General features: G+C 68.4%; 22 protein-coding genes. 11 read left to right on the forward strand and 11 right to left on the reverse strand.

All coding sequences use genetic code 11. The features are described from left to right. Window positions 1–44: 44 nt before the first annotated feature. Window positions 45–1,418 carry an FAD-dependent oxidoreductase gene (locus DMB80_RS21485; protein WP_111511720.1) on the forward strand — a complete coding sequence of 458 codons (1,374 nt, stop codon included), beginning with the start codon at window positions 45–47 and terminating at the stop codon, window positions 1,416–1,418. Here the strand turns inward: DMB80_RS21485 and manA are convergent. The 4 genes from manA to DMB80_RS21505 all read right to left on the reverse strand — a co-directional run bounded on the left by manA (window position 1,363) and on the right by DMB80_RS21505 (window position 5,580). Then, window positions 1,363–2,589 carry a mannose-6-phosphate isomerase, class I gene (gene manA / locus DMB80_RS21490; protein WP_111511721.1) on the reverse strand — a complete coding sequence of 409 codons (1,227 nt, stop codon included), beginning with the start codon at window positions 2,587–2,589 and terminating at the stop codon, window positions 1,363–1,365. The two genes, DMB80_RS21485 and manA, sit on opposite strands and share 56 nt — an antisense overlap. A 5-nt stretch (window positions 2,590–2,594) precedes the next feature. Further along, window positions 2,595–3,689: a TobH protein gene (locus DMB80_RS21495; protein WP_111511722.1), complete on the reverse strand. Its 1,095-nt coding sequence runs from the start codon at window positions 3,687–3,689 to the stop codon at window positions 2,595–2,597. Next, window positions 3,686–5,071, reverse strand: coding sequence for a phosphomannomutase/phosphoglucomutase (locus DMB80_RS21500; protein WP_111511723.1), 1,386 nt, complete (start codon window positions 5,069–5,071; stop codon window positions 3,686–3,688). The genes DMB80_RS21495 and DMB80_RS21500 overlap by 4 nt, the downstream gene beginning before the upstream one ends. Before the next feature lie 89 nt (window positions 5,072–5,160). Further along, a complete protein-coding gene (locus DMB80_RS21505) occupies window positions 5,161–5,580 on the reverse strand; it encodes a DUF3499 domain-containing protein (protein WP_046364191.1) in 420 nt (139 codons plus the stop codon). A gap of 131 nt (window positions 5,581–5,711) precedes the next feature. Here DMB80_RS21505 and DMB80_RS21510 point away from each other — a divergent pair, with 131 nt between their 5' ends. Beyond that, window positions 5,712–6,134: a metallopeptidase family protein gene (locus DMB80_RS21510; RefSeq protein ID WP_046364172.1), complete on the forward strand. Its 423-nt coding sequence runs from the start codon at window positions 5,712–5,714 to the stop codon at window positions 6,132–6,134. Window positions 6,135–6,138: 4 nt separating this feature from the next. On the opposite strand, the gene DMB80_RS21515 is transcribed toward DMB80_RS21510, so the two are convergent. After that, window positions 6,139–6,402, reverse strand: a complete 264-nt coding sequence (locus DMB80_RS21515) for a WhiB family transcriptional regulator (RefSeq protein ID WP_236693942.1) — start codon at window positions 6,400–6,402, stop codon at window positions 6,139–6,141. A 428-nt stretch (window positions 6,403–6,830) separates the two neighbouring features. Between DMB80_RS21515 and cofD the strand changes: the two genes are divergently transcribed. The 4 genes from cofD to DMB80_RS21535 all read left to right on the forward strand — a co-directional run bounded on the left by cofD (window position 6,831) and on the right by DMB80_RS21535 (window position 10,661). Further along, on the forward strand, window positions 6,831–7,817 hold the full coding sequence (gene cofD / locus DMB80_RS21520) for a 2-phospho-L-lactate transferase (RefSeq protein ID WP_111511724.1): 987 nt from the start codon (window positions 6,831–6,833) through the stop codon (window positions 7,815–7,817). Continuing rightward, on the forward strand, window positions 7,814–9,157 hold the full coding sequence (locus DMB80_RS21525; protein WP_111511725.1) for a coenzyme F420-0:L-glutamate ligase: 1,344 nt from the start codon (window positions 7,814–7,816) through the stop codon (window positions 9,155–9,157). The genes cofD and DMB80_RS21525 overlap by 4 nt, the downstream gene beginning before the upstream one ends. Further along, window positions 9,154–9,708 carry an NUDIX hydrolase gene (locus DMB80_RS21530; RefSeq protein WP_111511726.1) on the forward strand — a complete coding sequence of 185 codons (555 nt, stop codon included), beginning with the start codon at window positions 9,154–9,156 and terminating at the stop codon, window positions 9,706–9,708. Before DMB80_RS21525 ends, DMB80_RS21530 begins: the two co-directional genes overlap by 4 nt. Window positions 9,709–9,791: 83 nt before the next feature. After that, on the forward strand, window positions 9,792–10,661 hold the full coding sequence (locus DMB80_RS21535; protein ID WP_111511727.1) for a hypothetical protein: 870 nt from the start codon (window positions 9,792–9,794) through the stop codon (window positions 10,659–10,661). Between the two features lie 39 nt (window positions 10,662–10,700). Here the strand turns inward: DMB80_RS21535 and manB are convergent, their stop codons facing one another. From manB to rfbD, 3 genes are read right to left on the reverse strand one after another with little or no spacing between them, the layout of a single operon-like run. Then, window positions 10,701–11,780 (reverse strand): mannose-1-phosphate guanylyltransferase, encoded by a 1,080-nt coding sequence (gene manB, locus DMB80_RS21540; RefSeq protein ID WP_111511728.1) that lies wholly within the window; start codon window positions 11,778–11,780, stop codon window positions 10,701–10,703. After that, a complete protein-coding gene (locus DMB80_RS21545) occupies window positions 11,780–12,658 on the reverse strand; it encodes a glycosyltransferase family 2 protein (protein ID WP_111511729.1) in 879 nt (292 codons plus the stop codon). Before DMB80_RS21545 ends, manB begins: the two co-directional genes overlap by 1 nt. Window positions 12,659–12,674: 16 nt before the next feature. Beyond that, window positions 12,675–13,532, reverse strand: a complete 858-nt coding sequence (gene rfbD / locus DMB80_RS21550) for a dTDP-4-dehydrorhamnose reductase (protein WP_111511730.1) — start codon at window positions 13,530–13,532, stop codon at window positions 12,675–12,677. A 68-nt stretch (window positions 13,533–13,600) separates the two neighbouring features. Between rfbD and DMB80_RS21555 the strand changes: the two genes are divergently transcribed. The 4 genes from DMB80_RS21555 to DMB80_RS21570 all read left to right on the forward strand — a co-directional run bounded on the left by DMB80_RS21555 (window position 13,601) and on the right by DMB80_RS21570 (window position 17,125). Beyond that, window positions 13,601–15,070, forward strand: a complete 1,470-nt coding sequence (locus tag DMB80_RS21555) for an LCP family protein (RefSeq protein WP_111511731.1) — start codon at window positions 13,601–13,603, stop codon at window positions 15,068–15,070. After that, on the forward strand, window positions 15,070–15,780 hold the full coding sequence (locus tag DMB80_RS21560) for a TIGR03089 family protein (RefSeq protein ID WP_111511732.1): 711 nt from the start codon (window positions 15,070–15,072) through the stop codon (window positions 15,778–15,780). Before DMB80_RS21555 ends, DMB80_RS21560 begins: the two co-directional genes overlap by 1 nt. A gap of 201 nt (window positions 15,781–15,981) precedes the next feature. Beyond that, entirely contained in the window at window positions 15,982–16,308 is a 327-nt protein-coding gene (locus DMB80_RS21565; RefSeq protein WP_111511733.1) for a hypothetical protein, read from the forward strand. Window positions 16,309–16,351: 43 nt separating this feature from the next. Continuing rightward, entirely contained in the window at window positions 16,352–17,125 is a 774-nt protein-coding gene (locus DMB80_RS21570) for a biotin--[acetyl-CoA-carboxylase] ligase (protein WP_111511734.1), read from the forward strand. A 79-nt stretch (window positions 17,126–17,204) separates the two neighbouring features. Here the strand turns inward: DMB80_RS21570 and DMB80_RS21575 are convergent, their stop codons facing one another. Beyond that, window positions 17,205–18,374 (reverse strand): acyl-CoA dehydrogenase, encoded by a 1,170-nt coding sequence (locus DMB80_RS21575; RefSeq protein WP_046364192.1) that lies wholly within the window; start codon window positions 18,372–18,374, stop codon window positions 17,205–17,207. A gap of 134 nt (window positions 18,375–18,508) precedes the next feature. On the opposite strand from DMB80_RS21575, the gene DMB80_RS28200 reads away from it, so the two are divergent. Next, window positions 18,509–18,700 (forward strand): hypothetical protein, encoded by a 192-nt coding sequence (locus DMB80_RS28200; RefSeq protein WP_046364185.1) that lies wholly within the window; start codon window positions 18,509–18,511, stop codon window positions 18,698–18,700. A 297-nt stretch (window positions 18,701–18,997) separates the two neighbouring features. Here the strand turns inward: DMB80_RS28200 and purE are convergent, their stop codons facing one another. Both purE and DMB80_RS21585 read right to left on the reverse strand, forming a co-directional pair. Further along, complete coding sequence (gene purE, locus DMB80_RS21580; protein WP_240431322.1) at window positions 18,998–19,513, reverse strand: 5-(carboxyamino)imidazole ribonucleotide mutase; 516 nt, start codon at window positions 19,511–19,513, stop codon at window positions 18,998–19,000. After that, entirely contained in the window at window positions 19,495–20,694 is a 1,200-nt protein-coding gene (locus DMB80_RS21585) for a 5-(carboxyamino)imidazole ribonucleotide synthase (protein ID WP_111511736.1), read from the reverse strand. The genes purE and DMB80_RS21585 overlap by 19 nt, the downstream gene beginning before the upstream one ends. Between the last annotated feature and the right edge of the window lie 74 nt (window positions 20,695–20,768).

A 20,768-nucleotide genomic window follows, 5' to 3' on the forward strand; every position in this document is an offset into this window, starting at 1 on the left:
TGTACCCATAACCCCTCATAAAATGACCCTCAATGGCTCCTCTCATGACACGAACCCATGCGATCGTCATCGGCGCCAGCCTTGGCGGGCTGTGCGCGGCCAAGGTGCTCTCCGAGAGGTTCGAGCGCGTCACCCTCTTCGAGCGCGATGACCTGCCGGACGGCCCGGCCAACCGGGCCGCGGTTCCGCAGGGCCGCCATGTGCATCTGCTCATGGCGCGCGGCGCCAAGGAATTCGAGTCGCTGTTTCCCGGCCTGCTCGAGGACATGGTGGCCGCGGGTGTGCCGATCCTGGAGAACCGGCCCGACTGCATCCACTTCGGCGCGGCCGGTCACGTGCTGGGCACCCAGCACACGCTGCAGGACGAGTTCACCGCCTACGTGCCGAGCCGGCCGCATCTCGAGTGGCAGATCCGCCGCCGGGTGCTGGAGCTGCCGAACGTCACGTTGGTCAACGACAGCGTCGACCAGCCCGTGTTCGACGGGCAGCGAGTCACCGGGGTGACGGTGGGCGGGACGACGGTCGACGCCGACCTCGTCATCGACGCCACCGGACGCGGCACCCGGTTACCGGTGTGGTTGGAGCAGTGGGGGTTCGAGCGCCCGTCTGAGGACACCGTCGAGGTGGGCATCGGTTACGCCACCCATCAGGTGCGAATCCCCGACGGTCTGTTCGCCGAGAAGGTCGTGGTGGCGGGCGCGTCGCGGGAGCAGCCGGTGGGCCTGGGCATGCTGTATTACGAGGACGGCAACTGGGGGCTGACGACGTTCGGCATCGCGAAAGTGCCGCCGCCACAAGACTTCGCCGGCATGTGCGCGCTCGCCGACGAGATCTTGCCCCCGCACGTCGCCGCGGCGCTGCGCCTGGGTGAGCCGATCGGCGAGGTCGCGTTCCACAAGTATCCGACCAGCCGGTGGCGCCGCTACGACAAACTCGATCGCTTCCCCGAGGGCATTCTGCCGTTCGGCGATGCGGTGGCGAGCTTCAATCCGACGTTCGGGCAGGGCATGACGATGACGTCGCTACAGGCGGGGCATCTGCGGCGGGCATTGGACGACCCGGGCGAGAGTCTGGCGGCGACATTCACCAAGGCGACGAAGAAGACGACGTGGCCGGTGTGGACGATGAACGCGGTCGGTGACCTGGTGCTGCACCGGGCGGAGGGCCCGATGCCGTGGTGGTATCGGCCGGTCGGATCGTTGTTCGACCAGTTCCTCGGCGCGGCCGAAACCGATCCTGTTCTCGCAGAATGGTTTCTGCGCCGGTTCAGCCTGCTCGACAATCTCTACATGGTGCCGTCGGCGAAGCTGGTGGGCCGCACGGTGCGCCACAACATGCGGTTGTGGGCAGCGGAGAAGAAGGTTAGAGGCCGACGGTCACGCGAAACAGTCGCGTCGGCTCCTGCGACATCAGCCTGATCGGGCCGTCGTCGGCCGCCACCCACGCCGCGGCGCCGCGGTGCAGCGTCACCGCCGACGACTTGGCGTGCACGGTCGCGCAGCCCTGAGTGCACAGCAGGATCTGCGGTCCGTCGTGGCGGGTGGGCGCGTCGATCTCGTGGCCGAGTTGCTCACCGTCGACGGCGAGCACCGACACCGCGAATTCCGGTGCGGGCGTGGGGTAGACGAGCTCGGCTCCGTCGCGGACGGGCTCGGGTGAGACGATGATGTCGACGGCCGGGGTGAAATCGAGGACTCGCAACAGCTCGGGGACGTCGACGTGCTTGGGCGTCAGACCGCCGCGAAGGACGTTGTCGGAGTTGGCCATCACCTCGACGCCGACGCCCTGCATGTAGGCGTGCAGGTTGCCGGCAGGGAGGTAGATCGCCTCGCCGGGCTGCAGTGTGAGCCGGTTCAGCAGCATCGACGCCAGCACCCCGGCGTCACCCGGGTAGCGCTCACCGAGTTCCAGCACGGTTTTGGCTTCGCGCGCGAATTCCTGCTCGCCCGACCGCAAGTAGTTGATCGCACCGTCGAGCACGGCGGGCACGAGCACGTCGAGGTCGGGTTGCGGAAAGGTGATCCACGTCGTGAACAGCGCGCGCAACCCGTCGGCGTCGGATTGGCCCGACAGCAGGTTGATGAACGGGTCGAGTTCGGCGACGCCGAGCGCACGCATCAACGTCACCGAGCGGGCGGCCGGGGCGAAGCCGGCCAAGGCCTCGAACGGGCTGAGCGCGACGATGATCTCGGGTTTGTGGCTGCGGTCGCGGTAGTTGCGCGTCGGCGCGTTGACGGGGATGCCCATCCGCTCCTCGCGGGAGAAGCCCTCGATCGCCTGCTCGGTGCTGGGGTGCGCCTGCAGCGACAGCGGCTCGTCGGCGGCGAGCACCTTGACCAGGAAGGGCAGCGAGTCACCGAACCGGCCTCGAACCACCTGTCCCAGTTCACCTTCGGGATCGGCGCGCAGCGCGTCGAGCAGCGAGCGGTCGCCGTCGTCGGTCTGCAGATGGGCCGGATCGCCCGGGTGTGCACCGAACCACAGCTCGGCCTCGGGATATGGAGTGGGGCTCGGCGCCCCGGTGAAATCGGCTATCGCGGTCCGCGAACCCCATGCGTAGGTCCGCACCGCACCCCTGAGCAGATGCACTCGCCTCAACCTCGAATCAGACGCTGGTAGACGGCCGCCATCTCGAGGCGGACGGCCATCAGCGCCAGTTGTTTCTCGGGTCGGTTGGCACCGGGCATCTCTGTTGAGCCCGATACCACCTCTCCCGCTCCCCCGAGTTCCGGCACGTCGTTCGCATTGACCACGGAGACGTCGTCGAAACCGCGTAGCCGCGCCGAGATGGCGGGCCGGTCTTCGTCCGAGGTCAGCACGATGGTGCGCCCGCGATTGGGCAGCGGCCCGTCGAGTTCCTCGTCGTGGAAGATGGACACCTCGCCTGAGCCGCGCCCCCAGCCCGAGCCCAACGCCACCAGCACGTCGGCCAGGCCCACTGCGGCCACCGTCTGCTGAGCCACCCGCAACATCACGGTGCAGGCGTGCCGGGCGAGTGTCAGCGTGGCGGGGCTGTCCCCGGCGAACACGACGTCCCGGTCGAGCATCCGTTGGGTGAGTTCTTTGGCGGGATTGGTGAAAATCTCACGCGCAGCGCTGTTTCGGAACGCTTCGGCGTCGAGGTCGTCGGCCAGTGCGGCGAGGTTGACGCGGACACCGGGGGCCACCACCTCGAGCGCAGCCAGGCCGGCGGCGAGGTATCGGGCGAGCGTGAAGTCGTCGGGCACGGGCAGCCGCGGCGGCAGCGCCACCGACCGTCCGGCGGTCGCGTCGCGCAGGGGTCCCTCGTAGGGGGCGACGACGATCACGCGGGCCCCGCGACGGACTCCCATCGCGGCCGCGGTCACCAGTGCGGAGTCACCGGGGTCGTCGCCGGCGACGATCAGGACGTCGAGCGCACCGATCCAGGGCGGCGCCTCGGTGGCGAGCACGATCGGTGCGGGCAGGGAGCCGCCGAGCACGGCGGCCAGCATCGACCCGGCAACCGAAGCGGTCCCCCGGCTGGCCACCCAGACCACGGTGCGGGGCGGTGCATCGGAACGTACGGAGTCGAGATCACCTTCGGACAGCGCCGAGGCGGTGGCCCGCACCTGTGCACCGGCCATCGACGCGGCGCGCAGCAGCCCGTGCCGATCCGCGGCCAGCAGGCCTTCGGTGTCATCGAGGTCGACCACCGCGGTGGCGCTCACGTGAGCTCCCCTGCTCCTTTGGTGATCAGCGCACCGATCTCGTCGACCAGCGCAGCCACCTCCTCGGGGGTACGGGCCTCGGCGTTGAGCCGCAGCAGCGGCTCGGTGTTCGACATGCGCAGGTTGAACCACCGGCCGTCGCCGAGGTCGACGGTCACGCCGTCGAGGTGATCCATGGCGTGCACCCGGGAACCGAAGGCCGCGAGGACGGCGTCGACGACGGCGGGGGCGTCGGTGACGGTGTAGTTGATCTCGCCGGAGGCTTCGTAGCGCTCGTAGTCGGCCATGATCTCCGAGAGCGGGCGGTCCTGTTCTCCGAGCGCGGCGAGCACGTGCAGCGCGGCGAGCATGCCGGAGTCGGCGCCCCAGAAGTCGCGGAAGTAGTAGTGCGCCGAATGCTCGCCGCCGAAGATCGCGCCGGTCTCGGCCATCAGCGCCTTGATGTAAGAGTGTCCGACGCGGGAGCGCACCGGTGTGCCGCCGCGTTCGGTGATGAGTTCGGGCACGGCGCGGGAGGTGATGAGGTTGTGGATCACCGTGGCGCCGATCTCGCGGGTCAGTTCGCGGCCGGCGACCAGCGCGGTGACCGCCGACGGGGACACGGCCTGGCCGCGTTCGTCGACGACGAAGCAGCGGTCGGCGTCACCGTCGAACGCGAGGCCGATGTCGGCACCGGTCTCGAGCACGAAGCTCTGCAGGTCGACGAGGTTGGCCGGGTCCAGCGGGTTCGCCTCGTGGTTGGGGAAGGTGCCGTCGAGTTCGAAGTACAGCGGCGACAGCGTGATCGACGAGATGGGGCCCAACACGCCGGGGGTGGTGTGGCCGGCCATGCCGTTGCCGGCATCGACGGCGACTTTGAGCGGGCGCAGCGCGCTGACGTCGACCAGTGAGCGCAGGAAGTCGCCGTAGTCGGCGAGCACGTCGCGATCGGATGCGGTGCCGCGCGGCCCGTCGTGTTCGGGGACGCCGGCGATCACCTCGTCGCTGATCGTGGTGAGCCCGGTGTCCTTGCCGACGGGTTTGGCGCCAGCCCGGCACAGCTTGATGCCGTTGTAGGCGGCCGGGTTATGGCTGGCGGTGAACATCGCGCCCGGGCAGTCCATCAGGCCGGAGGCGAAGTACAGCTGGTCGGTCGAGGCCAGGCCGATGCGGACCACGTCGAGGCCCTGGTCCATGACACCTTCGGCGAACGCGGCGGAGAGCACTGGCGAACTCTCGCGCATGTCGTGACCGATGACGACCTGCGTCGCGCGGTCGCGCACGAGCCGGGCGAACGCGGCGCCCACCTCGGCGACGAACTGTTCGTCGATCTGCTCACCGACGAGTCCGCGCACGTCGTAGGCCTTGATGACGCGCTGTACCGCCTCGGCGGGCCGGGACATGGGGGCTCCTCACGCTGACGTGCTGACCGGTGGTGCCAGCCTAGCCGTCGGGAGCCGCACACACGGCTGCCACCGGTCAGGTTCGCGATTCAGTCCGGCGGGTCAGGCAGCACTCGCAGATGCCCGCGCCGCCGTCCGTTGGACTCGGGCCGGCGCACCGGCGGCGCCATCAACGCGCCGCCCTGGGTGCCCGTGACGGGGTCGGTGAAGGCGCTGAATCCAGCTACCGGTCCGGCCGGCGCTTCCCTGCCTTCGCGCACGGCGTCCGCGAGTGCCACCAGGTCGTCGTCATCGGGGTGCGACGGCAGCGGGCCGGCGTGGCGAACCAGCTCCCACCCGCGGGGGGCGGTGATCCGCCCGGCGTGCATGACGCACAGGTCCCAGGAGTGCGGCTCGGAGACGGTGGCCAGCGGGCCGACGACGGCGGTCGAGTCCGAGTAGACGAACGTGAGCGTCGCGACCGCGTAGTGCGGGCAGCCTGGACGGCAGCAGCGACGGGGAACATTCACGAACGGAAGGTTATCGCTTGTGTTGGTCCGCGCCGAGGCGGACACGCGAGCCGTGGGGGGCCCGAAGCCCAACCGTTACGATCTTTTTCGTGACCGGGCACAACCACCGAGGGTCCCGGCGTGGCCGCGGGATGCGTGGACCGCTGCTGCCGCCCACCGTTCCGGGCTGGCGCAGCCGCGCTGAGCGTTTCGACATGGCGGTGCTCGAGGCGTACGAGCCGATCGAGCGGCGATGGCAGGAGCGGGTGGCGTCGTTGGACGTCGCGGTCGACGAGATCCCCCGATTGGCTCCGAAGGATCCGGACAGTGTGCAGTGGCCGCCCGAGGTGGTGGCCGACGGGCCGATTGCGCTGGCGCGGCTGATACCTGCCGGGGTGGATGTTCGCGGCAACTCGACGAGAGCGCGAATTGTGTTGTTCCGCAAGCCGATCGAGCGACGGGCGAAGGACACCGTCGAGCTGACCGACCTTCTGCATGAGCTTCTGGTGGCGCAGGTGGCCACCTATCTGGGCGTCGAGCCGTCCGTCATCGATCCGACGATGGACGACGACTAGCCGGCTAGATGATGCCGCGCTTGATGCGCCGGCGCTCCCGCTCGGACAGTCCACCCCAGATGCCGAAGCGCTCATCGTTGGCCAACGCGTACTCGAGGCAGGCGTTCTTGACTTCGCAGCCGAGGCAGATGCGCTTGGCTTCGCGGGTCGAGCCGCCCTTCTCCGGGAAGAAGGCCTCGGGGTCGGTCTGCGCGCACAGGGCGCGTTCTTGCCACTGGTCCTCGTCGGTTGCCAGCTCGTCGTCGATCGGGTCGGGCACCACGCTCAGTTGCGGGCGTCCCCCGATGCTTGCTGCCGTCGGATCGGTCTGGATGTGCGGTGCACTTCCCACCGAGCCGAGGAAGCTGCTGTCGAAATGTACCGAGTTGCCGAAATCGGCCTGTTCAAAAGCCATTTTCCCCTCCTCCACAGGTCTCGTAGATCCGTTTAGGCCAGCCCCACATTTTCTCTATGTGGCCATCCAATTCGAACAAGTGATCGAATCTCGGTCTGCGACACCGGAACCGGCCGGAGAACCGCGAATGACACTGCTGTGATTACACACGCGTTAGCTGTCGCGGTCAAGCGCTGGAACAGGAATTCATACCATTCCGTGACTCATTTACGGCGCGTCGTTCTGTGGCGTGTCTGTCACGTTCCGGCTTCGCGCACCTCCGGGCGGCGGGCCGCACTCGCGTGCGCCTAGTCTCGGTCGGTGTGAAGGTCACTGTTCTCGTCGGCGGCGTGGGTGGCGCGCGCTTCCTCCTGGGTGTCCAACATCTATTGGGCTTGGGGCAGTTCGGCACTCACGATACCGATGAGCATGATGTGACGGCTGTGGTCAATGTGGGCGACGACGCATGGATGTTCGGCGTGCGCATCTGCCCCGATCTCGACACTTGCATGTACACCCTCGGCGGCGGCATCGACCCCGAGCGAGGCTGGGGTCACCGCAACGAAACCTGGCACGCCAAGGAGGAACTCGCCGCCTACGGCGTGCAACCCGATTGGTTCGGCCTGGGCGACCGCGATCTGGCCACCCACCTGGTGCGCACGCAGATGCTGCGGGCCGGCTACCCCCTCTCCCAGGTCACCGAGGCGCTGTGCGCGCGGTGGAACCCCGGCGTCCGCCTGCTACCGGCCAGCGACGATCGCAGTGAAACCCACGTGGTCATCACCGATCCGGCGGACGGTGAGAAGAAGGCCGTCCACTTCCAGGAGTGGTGGGTGCGGTATCGCGCCCAGGTGCCCACCGAGAGCTTCGCGTTCGTCGGCGCCGACAACGCCACCGCGGCACCGGGTGTCACCGAGGCGATCGAGGGTGCCGACGTCGTGTTGATCGCGCCGTCGAACCCCGTGGTCAGCATCGGCTCCATCCTGAAGATCGGCGGCATCCGGGCCGCACTGCGCGCCACGTCGGCGCCGGTGATGGGGTACAGCCCCATCGTGGCGGGAAAGCCGTTGCGCGGCATGGCCGATGCGTGCCTGTCGGTGATCGGCGTCGACAGCACCTCCGAGGCGGTCGGAGCGCTCTACGGCGCACGCTCGGGGACGGGCATCCTGGACGGCTGGCTGGTGCACACCGGTGACGACGCGGTGATCGACGGGGTCGCGGTGCGCTCGGCTCCCCTGCTCATGAGCGAGCCCGCGGTCACCGCGGAGATGGTGCGCGCGGGTCTGGACCTGGCCGGGGTTGCGCTGTGAGAGACCACGGCACGTCGGCGCGCCTGGAAGTGCTACCGGTACCGGGGCTTCCGGAGTTCCGACCCGGTGACGACCTGGGCGCCGCGATCGCCGACGCCGCGCCGTGGTTGCGTGACGACGACGTGGTGGTGGTCACCAGCAAGGTGCTGTCCAAGTGCGAGGGCCGCATGGTCGACGCGCCGGCCGATCCCGAGCTGCGAGACACGCTGCGCCGCAAGCTGATCGACGGCGAGGCGGTGCGAGTCCTGGCGCGCAAGGGTCGCACGCTGATCACCGAGAACGCGCTGGGGCTGGTGCAGGCCGCCGCCGGCGTCGACGGGTCGAACGTCGACTCCCACGAACTCGCGCTGCTTCCCGTCGATCCCGACGGCAGCGCGGCGGCGCTACGCGCTGCGGTGCACGAACGGCTCGGCGTCCGCGTCGGCATCGTCGTCACCGACACGATGGGCAGGGCGTGGCGCACGGGTCAGACCGACGTCGCGATCGGCGCTGCCGGGCTCGAGGTGTTGCACGGCTATGCGGGCGAACACGATCAGCACGGCAACGAGTTGATCGTCACCGAGATCGCGGTCGCCGACGAGATCGCCGCTGCCGCCGACTTGGTGAAAGGGAAGCTGACCGCGGTGCCGGTGGCGGTGGTGCGCGGGCTGACGGTGCGCGACGACGGGTCGAACGCGCGGAACCTGGTGCGCGCCGGTGAGGAAGACCTGTTCTGGCTCGGCACCGAGGAGGCCATTGCGCTCGGGCGTACGCAGGCACAGCTGCTGCGACGCTCGGTGCGGGGTTTCAGTGCCGAGCCGGTACCGCCGGAGCTGATCGAGGCTGCTGTCGGGGAGGCGCTCACCGCACCGGCGCCGCACCACACCCGACCGGTCCGCTTCGTGTGGGTGCGCGATACGGCGGTGCGCACCCGGTTGCTCGACGCGATGAAAGATGCGTGGCGCGCGGATCTGCTGGGTGACGGCCGAGATCCCGACGCGGTGGAACGGCGGGTGGCGCGAGGCCAGATCCTCTATGACGCACCGGAATTGGTGATCCCGTTCATGGTGCCCGACGGCGCGCACAGCTATCCCGACGAGCACCGCACCAAGGCCGAGCACACGATGTTCACCGTGGCTGTCGGCGCAGCGGTGCAGGGTCTGCTGGTGGGGCTCGCGGTGCGCGGGGTGGGCAGCTGCTGGATCGGGTCGACGATCTTCGCGGCCGACCTGGTGCGCGCCGAGCTGGATCTGCCCGGCGAGTGGGAGCCGTTGGGCGCCATCGCGATCGGCTATGCCGCCGACGGGCCGGCGCAGCCGCGGCCGCCGGTGCCCACCGACGGTCTGCTGGTGGAGCGGTGAGCCTTCACCAGTCGGCTGTCGACACCCTGACGCGTTGGGAGCCCGCGGATCCGGCGCAGGAGTCGATGCGGCACGCGGTGCTGGCATTCCTCGACGCGAATCCGAAGGCGTGTCTGCGGGAGTCGGTGCCCGGTCACATCACGGGCTCGGCGTTGGTACTCAATCACGAAGGCACGCATGCGCTGCTGACGCTGCATCCGCGGTTCGGCCGCTGGCTGCAACTCGGGGGGCACTGCGAGCCCGACGATCCCACGCTGGTCGCTGCGGCGCTGCGGGAGGCGACAGAAGAGTCGGGCATCGACGGGTTGACCATCGACGAGTTGCCGACGGCGATCCACGTGCATCCGGTGACGTGTTCGCTGGGTGTGCCGACGCGACACCTCGACGTGCAGTTCGTCGTGCGCGCGCCGCAGGGAGCGCAGGCCGAGATCAGCGAGGAATCGGTGGATCTGCGGTGGTGGCCGTTGGACGACTTGCCGGGCGGCAGCGATTTCGGCCTGCGCCACCTGGCCGCCCTCGCGAAAGTGCACCTCTCCTCCTCCGCGGAATAGCATTCCGGGCTGCAGATTCGACTTATCCACAGCCATGGCTTCTCGTGCGCTGAGGAACCCGGCGCCGGCCGCATGCTCTTTGCATGGGGGACGTCATCGTTGGCTCGCAGGCCGTGCTCGCGGGCACCATCACCCGCGCGACGTTGCGGTGGAATTATCGCGCGATCTTTCCCGACGTCTACCTGCCGAAGGACGTCGAGCCCACCCTGGCCCACCGCGCCGAGGGTGCGTGGTTGTGGTCTCGTCGGCGAGGCGTGATCACCGGTCGGGCTGCAGCCGCAGCGCATGGCGCGAAATGGATCGATGACGGCACTCCCGTTGAGGTGCTCTGGGCCAACAATCGCTGCCCGACTGGAATCGTCACCCGACGAGAGCGCATCGCGCCCGACGAGATCGTGTGGATCGACGGCATACCGGTCGCCACTCCCGCCCGTGCGGGCCTTGATCTCGGCCGGTATCTGCCACGCAACATCGCCGTGGCGCACCTCGATGCCCTCGCCGCGTCGACCGGGGTGACAGCTGAGGAGATTCTCGACCTCACGCATCGATACAAGGGCAGGCACGGCGTTCGCCGCTGCCGCGAGGCAGTCGGACTGATGGACGCCGGCGCGCAGTCACCACAGGAAACGCGACTGCGACTTCTGCTGATCGACAGGGGCTTTCCACGACCAGAAACGCAGATCCCGGTGGTCGACGGGAACGGCTACACATTTGCCTACCTCGACATGGGATGGGAGCAGCTCGGAATCGCCGTGGAGTACGACGGCGATCATCACCGAACCGACATCGATCAATACCGATGGGATGCGCGGCGCCTCCGCAGAATCGCCGACGCGAACTGGATGGTCATTCGGGTCATGGCAGGCGATCGCAACGACGAGGTCATCGGCTGGGTGAAGCAGGCGTGGGCCCGACGCCAGAGAGAAGCCATGGCTGCGAAAAGGCCTGCATAGCAGCCAGGAATGCTATTCCGCGGCCGCGGCACCCAGAAGCTAGATGTCTGTCGAGAAGCGGATGCCGCCGTCGGGAATCGTGATCCCCGGCCACACCCGGGCGCCGCGCAGCAGTTCGCAGCGGGCACCGACGTCGGCGCCATCGCCGATCACGCCGTCGCGGATCAGTGCCCGAGGCCCGATGTGCGCGCCGAAGCCGATGATCGATCGCTCGATCACCGCGCCCGCTCCGACTTTCGCGCCGTCGAAGATCACCGCACCGTCAAGCCGTGCCCCGCCGGCGATCTCGGCCCCGCGCCCGATCACGGTGCCACCGATCAACAGCGCTCCCGGCGCCACCGACGCCCCGTCGTGCACCAGCTTCTCGCCACGCTGATGTGTCAGGGCGGGTGACGGTGCGATGCCGCGCACCAGATCCGCTGAGCCGCGGACGAAATCCTCCGGCGTGCCCATGTCCCGCCAGTAGGTGGAATCCACGTAGCCACAGACCTTGCGGCCCTCAGCGAGCAGAAGCGGGAACACTTCACGTTCCACCGACAGCGCGCGGCCGGTCGGGATCTGCTCGATGATCGACCGCTTGAACACATAGCAGCCGGCGTTGATCTGATCGGTCGGCGGGTCTTGCGTCTTCTCCAGGAAGGCAGTCACCGTGCCGTCGGATTCAGTTGGCACGCAACCGAATGCGCGGGGGTCACCGACGCGCACCAGGTGCAGCGTCACGTCGGCCTGGTTCTCCGCGTGCGAATCGAGCAGCGCACGCAGGTCGCAGCCGGACAGCACGTCGCCGTTGAAGACGACGGCCGTGTCGTGGCGCAGCTTGGACGCGACGTTGGCGATGCCGCCGCCGGTGCCCAGAGGTTCGTCTTCGACGACGTAGTCGATCTGCAGCCCGAGCTTGGAGCCGTCACCGAACTCGGCTTCGAATACGCCCGCTTTGTAAGAGGTTCCGAGGACCACGTGCTCGATGCCGGCATCGGCGATCCGCGAGAGAAGGTGGGTCAGGAACGGCAGCCCTGCGGTCGGGAGCATCGGCTTGGGCGCCGAGAGGGTCAGTGGGCGTAGGCGTGTGCCCATGCCGCCGACGAGAACGACCGCATCGACATCGGCTGGATTCACCATCACCCCTGCCCCCTTCGGGCTTTCAACGAACTCCGCACCACCAGCCGGGATCGCGCCCCCAACGCCGTCCGGAACGCCCACCGTAGCGGAGCGTGCCGCCGCTTCGGGTAACGATCCGCGAGAAAAGTGTAAGTGCTCGCGTGGTGGGCAGCGAGGTTGCGGGCGGGATCGCGACCGGTGGAGTGCCCTTTGGCGTGCAGCACCTCCGCCGAGGGCACGTAGACGTTCTGCCAGCCGGCGCGGCCGAGCCGATCGCCGAGGTCGACGTCCTCCATGTACATGAAGTAGCGCTCGTCGAAGCCTGCGATCTCCGCGTAGGCGGCGCTGCGCATCAACAGGCAGGACCCCGACAGCCAGCCGACTGCGCGTTCGCTGGGGTCTTCCCGCTCTTGGCGGTAGACGGCGGTCCACGGGTTGGATGGCCAGATCGGTCCGACGACGGCGTGCATGCCGCCCCGGATGATCGACGGCAGGTGCCGCGCCGAGGGGTAGACGGATCCGTCGGGGTCGCGGATCAGCGGGCCCAGCGCCCCGGCTCGGGGCCAGCGGTCGGCGGCTTCGAGCAGGAGGTCGATACTGCCGGGCCCCCACTGCACGTCGGGATTCGCGACGACGAACATGTCTGTGGTGCTGGACAATCCGTATTCGGCGACGGCCTTGTTGATCGCCGAGCCGTAGCCGACGTTCGCCCCGGTGCGCAGCAGGCGGGCGTTGGGGTAGCGCTGCACAGCCTCCTCGACAGTGCCGTCGTCGGATCCGTTGTCGGCCATGATCACCGTGACCGGCCGCTCGGTGGCGTGGGCCAGCGATGCCAGGAACCGGTCCAGATGCGGCCCCGGCGAATACGTCACCGTGACGACGTACAGCTCGTCGCTCACCTAGCGTCCACCCATCTCATCGCGTTGAGGGTAACGGGCGCAGTGCTGTGGTGAGCGCCTCGCGCCACCCTCGTAGGGGTGTGAGTCCGGCGCGCGCGGATCCGGCCGACGACAGAGCGGAGTAGGACGGCCGGGGCGCGGGGCGCGGGTGACGGTCGCTGTCGACGGGTCGGACGCGTGACGGGTCGGCGCCCAGCGCCGCGAAGACCGCCTGGGCCTGGTCGAACCGGCTGCCTTCGCCGGCGTTGGCGGCGTGCAGGAGCGGCCCGCGGACCCCGCCGTCGGCGATGTCCAGCAGCGCGGCGCACAGATCGCCCACGTAGGTCGGGGAGCCGATCTGGTCGGCGACGACGTCGATGTGCTCCGTTCCGGCCGCGGCGCGGCGCATCGCGGCGACGAAGTCGGTGCCGTCGGCGCCTTCGTAGACCCAGGAGGTGCGCACCACGTATGCGGTGGGCAGCGCGGCCAGCACCGCCTGCTCGCCGGCCAGCTTGGTGCGCCCGTACACCGACAGCGGCCCGGTGGCGTCATCGATGTCGTAGGGGCGCCGCGCGCCGGACGCGCCGAAGACGTAGTCGGTGGAGATGTGGATCAGCGATGCCCCGGCGCGGGCGCAGGCCGCGGCGACGTTGCCGGCACCGGTGGCGTTGACGGCGTGGGCCCGGTCCGGGTCGTCCTCGGCGAGGTCGACCTGGGTGAAGGCGGCGCAGTTGACGACGACGTCGCCGGCGCGGAGTTCACCCGGGTCAGGCCCGGTGATGTCCCACTCCCGGGACGTGAAGGTGCGGACTTCGCGGCCCTGAGAGGCGGCCTGACCTGCCAGGAAGCGCCCGACCATGCCGCCGGCGCCGGTGATTACGATTCGGTCAGCCATAGCTAGCGAGTGTGGCACGCCGAGGTCGGCTCCCCCGTCTCCCGCCTGGCCGCCAGTAGCCTGGGCGGATGCCTGCAGCTCAGATGACCCGTGTCATCTCCGTCATCGTGACGTTGGTGATCGTCGTCGGCACCGGCGTCGCATGGGGCAAGATCCGGTCTTTCGAGTCGGGCATCAACCACGTCAGCCCCGATGCGCTCGGCCAGGGTGGCCAGGACGGGGCTATCGACATCCTGCTGGTCGGTATGGACAGCCGCACGGATGCGCACGGCAATCCGCTCAGCGCCGAGGAGTTGGCCACGCTGCGCGCCGGTGACGACGTCTCCACCAACACCGACACCATCATCTTGATCCGCATCCCGAACAACGGACGGTCGGCGACGGCGATCTCGATTCCCCGCGACTCCTACGTCGAGGCGCCAGGCATCGGGAAGATGAAGATCAACGGCGTCTACGGCTCGGTGCATCTGGAGAAGATGAAGCAGCTCGTCGAGCAGGAGGGCGAGGACCCCGCGGTCGCCGAGAAGGAGGCCACCGAGGCGGGCCGCGAGGAGCTGATCAAGACGGTCGCGAACCTCACCGGCGTGACGGTCGACCATTACGCCGAAGTGGGGCTGCTGGGCTTCGCGCTGATCACCGACGCCTTGGGCGGGGTGGATGTCTGCCTCAAAAATGCTGTCTACGAACCTCTTTCGGGCGCGGACTTCCCCGCGGGCTGGCAGAAGCTGAGCGGCCCCCAGGCGCTGAGCTTCGTGCGGCAGCGCCACGACCTGCCGCGCGGGGATCTGGACCGTGTCACCCGCCAGCAGGCGTTCATGGCATCGCTGGCGCACGCGGTGATCTCGAGCAAGACGCTGTCGAGCCCGGCCACGCTGAACCGGCTCGAGGACGCGGTGCAGCGTTCGGTGGTGATCTCCGACGGCTGGAGCATCATGGATTTCGCCGATCAGCTGAGCAAGCTCTCGGGCGGCAACATCGCGTTCGCGACGATTCCGATCGTCGAAGAGGCCGGCTGGAGTGACGACGGGATGCAGTCGGTGGTGCGGGTGAATCCCCCGGAGGTCAAGGCGTGGGTGGACAGCCTGCTGCATGACCAGGAAGAGGGAAAGACCGAGCAGCTGGCCTACAGCAATGACAAGACCACGGTCGACGTGGTCAACGACAGCGATGTCAATGGCTTGGCCGCTGCGGTCTCGACGGTGTTGACGGGTAAGGGCTTCGCCGCGGGCAACGTCGGTAACAACGAGGGCACCAAGGTCACCAACAGCCAGGTGCAGGCCGCTTCCCAGGACGACCAGGGCGCGCAGGAGGTGGCCAAGGAGCTGGGTGGGCTGCCGATCGTCGAGGACGCGTCAGTCCCCCAGGACGCGGTGCGGGTGGTGCTGTCGGCCGACTACACGGGCCCTGGCTCGGGTCTGGACGGCACGGATGTGACGCTGTCCGCGCCGGTGACCAACGCGTCGGGCGGTGGCGAAGCGCTGCCGGCAGCGTCTCCGATCATCACGGCGGGGTCGAACGACCCGCAGTGCGTCAACTGATGGCGCTCAACCTCTCGTCGGCGATTCTCGATCCGCTGCTGGCCCGCAATCCGGCGGGACCGCGCATCACCTACTACGACGATGCGACCGGCGAGCGCATCGAGTGCTCGACGGTGACGTTGGCGAACTGGGCGGCCAAGACCGCCAATCTGTTGCGCGACGAGATGGGGGCCGGCCCGGGCAGCCGGGTGGCGGTGTTGCTGCCCGCGCATTGGCAGACGGCGGCGGTGCTGCTCGGGATCTGGTGGATCGGGGCCGAGGCGGTCGTCGGTGACGACAGCGCGGATCTCGCTCTGTGCGCCGAGGGCCGGCTCGATGAGGCGGACGCCGCGGTCAGCGGCGGCGAGGTCGCGGTACTGTCACTGGATCCGTTCGGTCGGCCCGCGGCGAATCTGCCTGTGGGAGTGACGGATTACGCGACGGCCGTGCGCGTGCACGGCGATCAGATCGTCGCCGAACGCAACCCTGGTCCAGCCTTGGATGGCCGTTCGGGTGACGACGTGCTCGCCGCAGCGCTCGCAGCTGCCGACGCGCAGGGCTTGGGCGCCGACGATCGCGTGTTGTCGAGCGCGCCCTGGGACACCGCCGACGACGTGGTTGCCCACCTGCTTGCGCCGTATGCGGTGGGGGCGTCGCTGGTGTACGTCGCGCACCCCGATGCCACCGCACTCGATCGCCGCCGGGCAACGGAGAAAGTCACGCGCGGCTGACGCTGCTGTAGTTTTTGCGTCACGAACCCGCCGTTCTGGCGAAGTCGGGCGCCAGGCTTATGACTGATACTGATCAGGCCGACATAATTGACACAATGGTTACCGTGACCTTAATGTTTCCGTAACCACACGCTGTTCACAGGTTGATCGCGCACACTGATCGACGACAGACAGCCGCAGACCTGGCAAAGGACGGCGCAGATGGACACGACCATCACCGCACTTGCAGTCCTCTTCGCGCTCACGCTCTGGCACCTCCACAACCGCCGGCACGCCGGCTGGCTGGCCAGCTCAGAAGGCCGATTCTTCGTGTTCTGCGGCTATGCGCTGGTCGCCATAGCCGCGTACTGGCTCGAAACGGCGCCCACCGCTAGCACCTGGGAGTGGGCGTTCGGGAACCTGTGGGGTCTCGCCGCGATGGTCGCGTTCGTGCTGGGCTTCGGGCATCTCAACCGCGCCACCGCCGAGCACGCCTGGGCCGCGCAGCAGGTCGAAGCCATCGAGCATTCGGACGCTGCAGCGAAGTAGTTCGGTACGCCGAGCGAAACGGCGTGTCCTCTAGGGTCGTCGTGTGCCTTCTGCTCTGAATTCCGATGTCCTGCGCTCTGCACTCGACGGCACCGTGTGGCGCCGCGTCGACGTCGTGGAGGAGACAGGGTCGACAAATGCCGATCTGGTCGCCCGCGCTGCCGACGGTGACGACATCGCCGGGGCGGTGCTCCTGGCCGAACACCAGTCCGAGGGCCGCGGCCGGCACGGGCGCCGGTGGTCTGCTCCCCCGCGCACTCAGATCTCGGTGTCCGTCGGCGTCGACACGACGGGTGTCGCGCCTGAGCGTTGGGGTTGGCTGCCGCTCCTGACGGGTCTTTCCGTCGCGCAGACGGTGCAGTCTCTCGGCGTCGATGCGACGGTGAAGTGGCCCAATGACGTTCTCGTCGGCAGCGGAAAGCTGGCCGGCATCCTCGCCGAGGTCGCGGCTCCCGTCGTCGTTGTGGGCGTCGGGCTCAACGTCGGCTTCGACGCGAGCGACCTACCCGACCCGAATGCCTTGTCGCTGACGATGCTCGGCCACGCCGTGGACCGCACCGAACTCGCGGCCGCGCTTCTGCGCACTCTCAGTGAGCGGGTCGAGCAGTGGCGCGCGGCAGATGCCACGCTGGCGGCCGACTATCGCGCGATCAGCTCGACGATCGGTACGCGGGTGCGTGCCCTGCTGCCCGGGGGCGACGAGATCACTGGTGTCGCAACCGCTGTGGACGACGGCGGGCGGCTGGTCATCGACAGCGACGGAACGCCGGTGACAGTGTCGGCGGGCGATATCACCCATCTGCGCCCGGCCCACTAGCAGCGGCTCCGCGAGAGTGCCTCAGCGGTTGTTCCCGACGATTCGGGACTACCGTGAGTGCACTCCCGCGGCTACCGAATCACTTCAGCAGTGCCCGGCTCATCACGACGCGCTGAATCTGGTTGGTGCCCTCGTAGATCTGCGTGATCTTGGCGTCGCGCATCATGCGCTCGACCGGGAAGTCGACGGTGTAGCCGGCCCCGCCGAACAGCTGCACGGCATCGGTGGTGACTTCCATCGCGACGTCAGAGGCCAGGCACTTCGACGCCGCGGAGATGAACCCGAGGTTGCCTTCGCCACGCTCGGCCCGGGCGGCTGCGCTGTACACCATCAGCCGGGCTGCCTCGACCTTCATGGCCATGTCGGCGAGCATGAACTGGACGGCCTGGAAGTCCGAGATGCTCTTGCCGAACTGCTTGCGGTCCTTGGTGTATTCGATCGCCGCATCGAGTGCGCCCTGGGCGATACCGACGGCTTGCGCACCGATGGTCGGGCGCGTGTGGTCCAGCGTCGCGAGTGCGGTCTTGAAGCCGGTGCCCGGCTCGCCGATGATCCGGTCGCCGGGGATACGGCAGTTCTCGAAGTACAACTCGGTGGTCGGCGAGCCCTTGATGCCGAGCTTGCGCTCCTTGGGCCCGATCGAGAAGCCCTCGTCGTCGATGTGGACCATGAACGCCGAGATGCCGTTGGCACCCTTGTCGGGGTCGGTGACGGCCATGACGGTGTACCAGGCGGACTTACCGCCGTTGGTGATCCAGCACTTGGCGCCGTTGAGAATCCAGTCGTCGCCGTCGGCCTTGGCGCGGGTCCGCATGGCGGCCGCATCGCTGCCCGCTTCCCGCTCGGACAGCGCGTAGGAGGCCATCGCCTCGCCGGAGGCGAGTGAAGGCAGCACCTTCTTCTTCAGCTCGTCGGATCCCCGCAGGATCAGACCCATCGTGCCGAGCTTGTTGACGGCCGGGATCAGCGAGGCCGATGCGTCGACGCGCGCCACCTCTTCGATGACGATGCACGCGGCCACCGAGTCAGCGCCCTGCCCGTCGTATTCCTCGGGCACGTGCACGGCGTTGAAGCCGTTGGCCACCAGCGCGTCGAGCGCTTCTTGAGGGAACCGAGCGTTTTCGTCGACGTCCGCCGCGTACGGCGCGATCTCTTTCTCCGCCAGTGCGCGGATCGCCTGGCGCAGCTCTTGGTGCTCCTCCGGCAACTGGAAAAGATCGAACGAGGGATTTCCGCCCCAACCAGCCATCATCATCTCCTTGCTACTCGCCGGTAACTTTACCGTGCTCGCGCCTCGGCGCGAAGTCCGCATGCCCGCGCTCTCAGCCGAACCTCAGCACTAGACGTGGTTAATTCACAAGTTGCCTGGCTACTCTCCGCAACATGCAGGTCTACATCGATGGTTCGGCATTCCGGCGTACCGCCCACTGCGAGTGCGGCTGGAACGGTTCCCGCCATGTTCTGCGCGCCTCCGCGGTCGTTGACGCGGGCATGCACGCGGCCCAGACGGGCCACATCCAGGTTGCCGCGCCCGTACAGAGCGCCGAGCCTGTCGTCGTACTCCGCGCGTCCTGATCCGACCCCACCTGCGGCTCGTGTGACGAAAGTCACACCGCCATTTATCCCGCTCAAAATCAGGCTCTACGAGCATGCCCGTTCGAGTTTGCTAAGCAAAACAATGCTTCACGAACTGACGGCAACGTCAGCAAACCCCTGAAACGCTTCCGCGGAGAGTCCAGCACCCACTTTTCTCGTCCCTCCCCCCGTTGGGCGAAGATCCGCCGAATAGCCGTGCCTGCAGGCTTGCGCTCAGGTCCTGGTGCTGCTTCACCAGGGCGAGACGCCGAGCGCATGACGTCTCAAGTGGCCCGACTACTCCCCCAGTAGCTTTCGCCGCAGCGCCTCGTCCTTTTCCAGCACCATCTGCTCGAGCCCGGCCTGGAACGCCGACATCCGCTGCTGCAGGGCGGGATCGGACGCACCGAGGATGCGAACGGCCAGCAGGCCGGCGTTACGCGCGCCACCGATCGAGACCGTCGCGACCGGCACACCGGCGGGCATCTGCACGATCGACAGCAGCGAGTCCATGCCGTCGAGTCGGGCCAGCGGTACGGGCACCCCGATCACCGGCAGCGGCGTCGCCGAGGCGACCATGCCCGGCAGGTGCGCCGCGCCGCCGGCCCCGGCGATGATCACCTCGAGGCCGCGCCCGGCGGCTTCCTGGGCGTAGGTCAGCATCCGCGCGGGCGTGCGGTGCGCGGAGACCACGCCGACCTCGAACGGCACCTCGAATTCCGCGAGCGCGTCGGCCGCGTCCGACATCACCGGCCAGTCGCTGTCGCTGCCCATGATCAAGCCCACCCGAGGTGTCATGCGTGAGGGTCCCATCCGTCGGTCCATTCGGCGTGCGAGAGCCAGTGTGCCGCCCGCTCTGCGCGCTCGCGCAGGGACTCCCAGTCGTCGCCGACGATGTTGACGTGCCCGATCTTGCGGCCGGGTCGCTCTTCCTTGCCGTAGAGGTGCACTTTGGCGTCGGGCATCCGCGCGCACAGGTGGTGCACGCGTTCGTCCATCGACATCTCCGGCAGCTCGGGTGCCCCGATCACGTTGCCCATCACGGTGTACGGAGTCAGGGGCGAGGTGTCGCCGAGCGGGTAGTCCAGCACCGCCCGGATGTGCTGCTCGAACTGGGACGTGCGGGCACCGTCCATGGTCCAGTGCCCGGAGTTGTGCGGACGCATCGCGAGCTCGTTGACCAGCAGCGAACCGTTCTCAGTTTCGAACAACTCGACGGCCATCACCCCGACCACCCCGAGCTCGGATGCCAGGCCCAACGCCAATTCCGTTGCCGCAGTGCCCAAGTCGCCAAGGGACGGAGCCGGTGCGATCACCGTGACGCAGATCCCGTCTTCCTGCACGGTCTCCACCACCGGCCACGCCGCGCCCTGCCCGAATGGGGAGCGAGCCACCAGGGCCGCCAGCTCGCGGCGCATCGCAACCTTCTCCTCGACCATCACCGGCACGCCGTCGGCGAGGTAGCGGCCGACGATCTCGCGGGCCTCGTCGGGCGAGTCGGCCATGATGACGCCGCGGCCGTCGTAGCCGCCGCGCACGGTCTTGATGACCACGGGTCCGCCGACCTCGATGGCGAAGGCTTCGGCTTGGCCGGTGTCGGTAACTTCGGAGAACCGCGGCACGGGCGCGCCGAGCGCGGCCAGCCGGCGCCGCATCACGAGCTTGTCCTGGGCGTGCACCAGCGCCTCGGGCGGCGGGTAGACGGCCACGCCGTCGGCGACGAGTTTCTCCAGCAGCTCGGTGGGCACGTGCTCGTGGTCGAAGGTGAGCGCGGTCGCGCCGTCGGCGACGCGGCGCAGTGCGTCGTAGTCGGTGTGGTGGCCGAGGACGACGTCGGGTGTCACCTGCGCGGCGGACTCGTCGGCGCGGACCGCGAGCACGCGCAGGGTCTGACCGAGGGCGATAGCCGCCTGATGCGTCATTCGGGCGAGCTGGCCGCCGCCGACCATGGCGACGACGGGACGAGAAGTTGCGGTTCGTGGCACGGCGTCTATCGTGTCATGACGTGGGCCACAGGGTTGACCTGCGGTTACTCGGCGCTTGGGTGTTTGACGGGAAGGTTACGTAG

It is taken from the genome of Mycobacterium kyogaense (assembly GCF_003254575.1).
Classification (GTDB): Bacteria; Actinomycetota; Actinomycetes; order Mycobacteriales; family Mycobacteriaceae; genus Mycobacterium; species Mycobacterium kyogaense.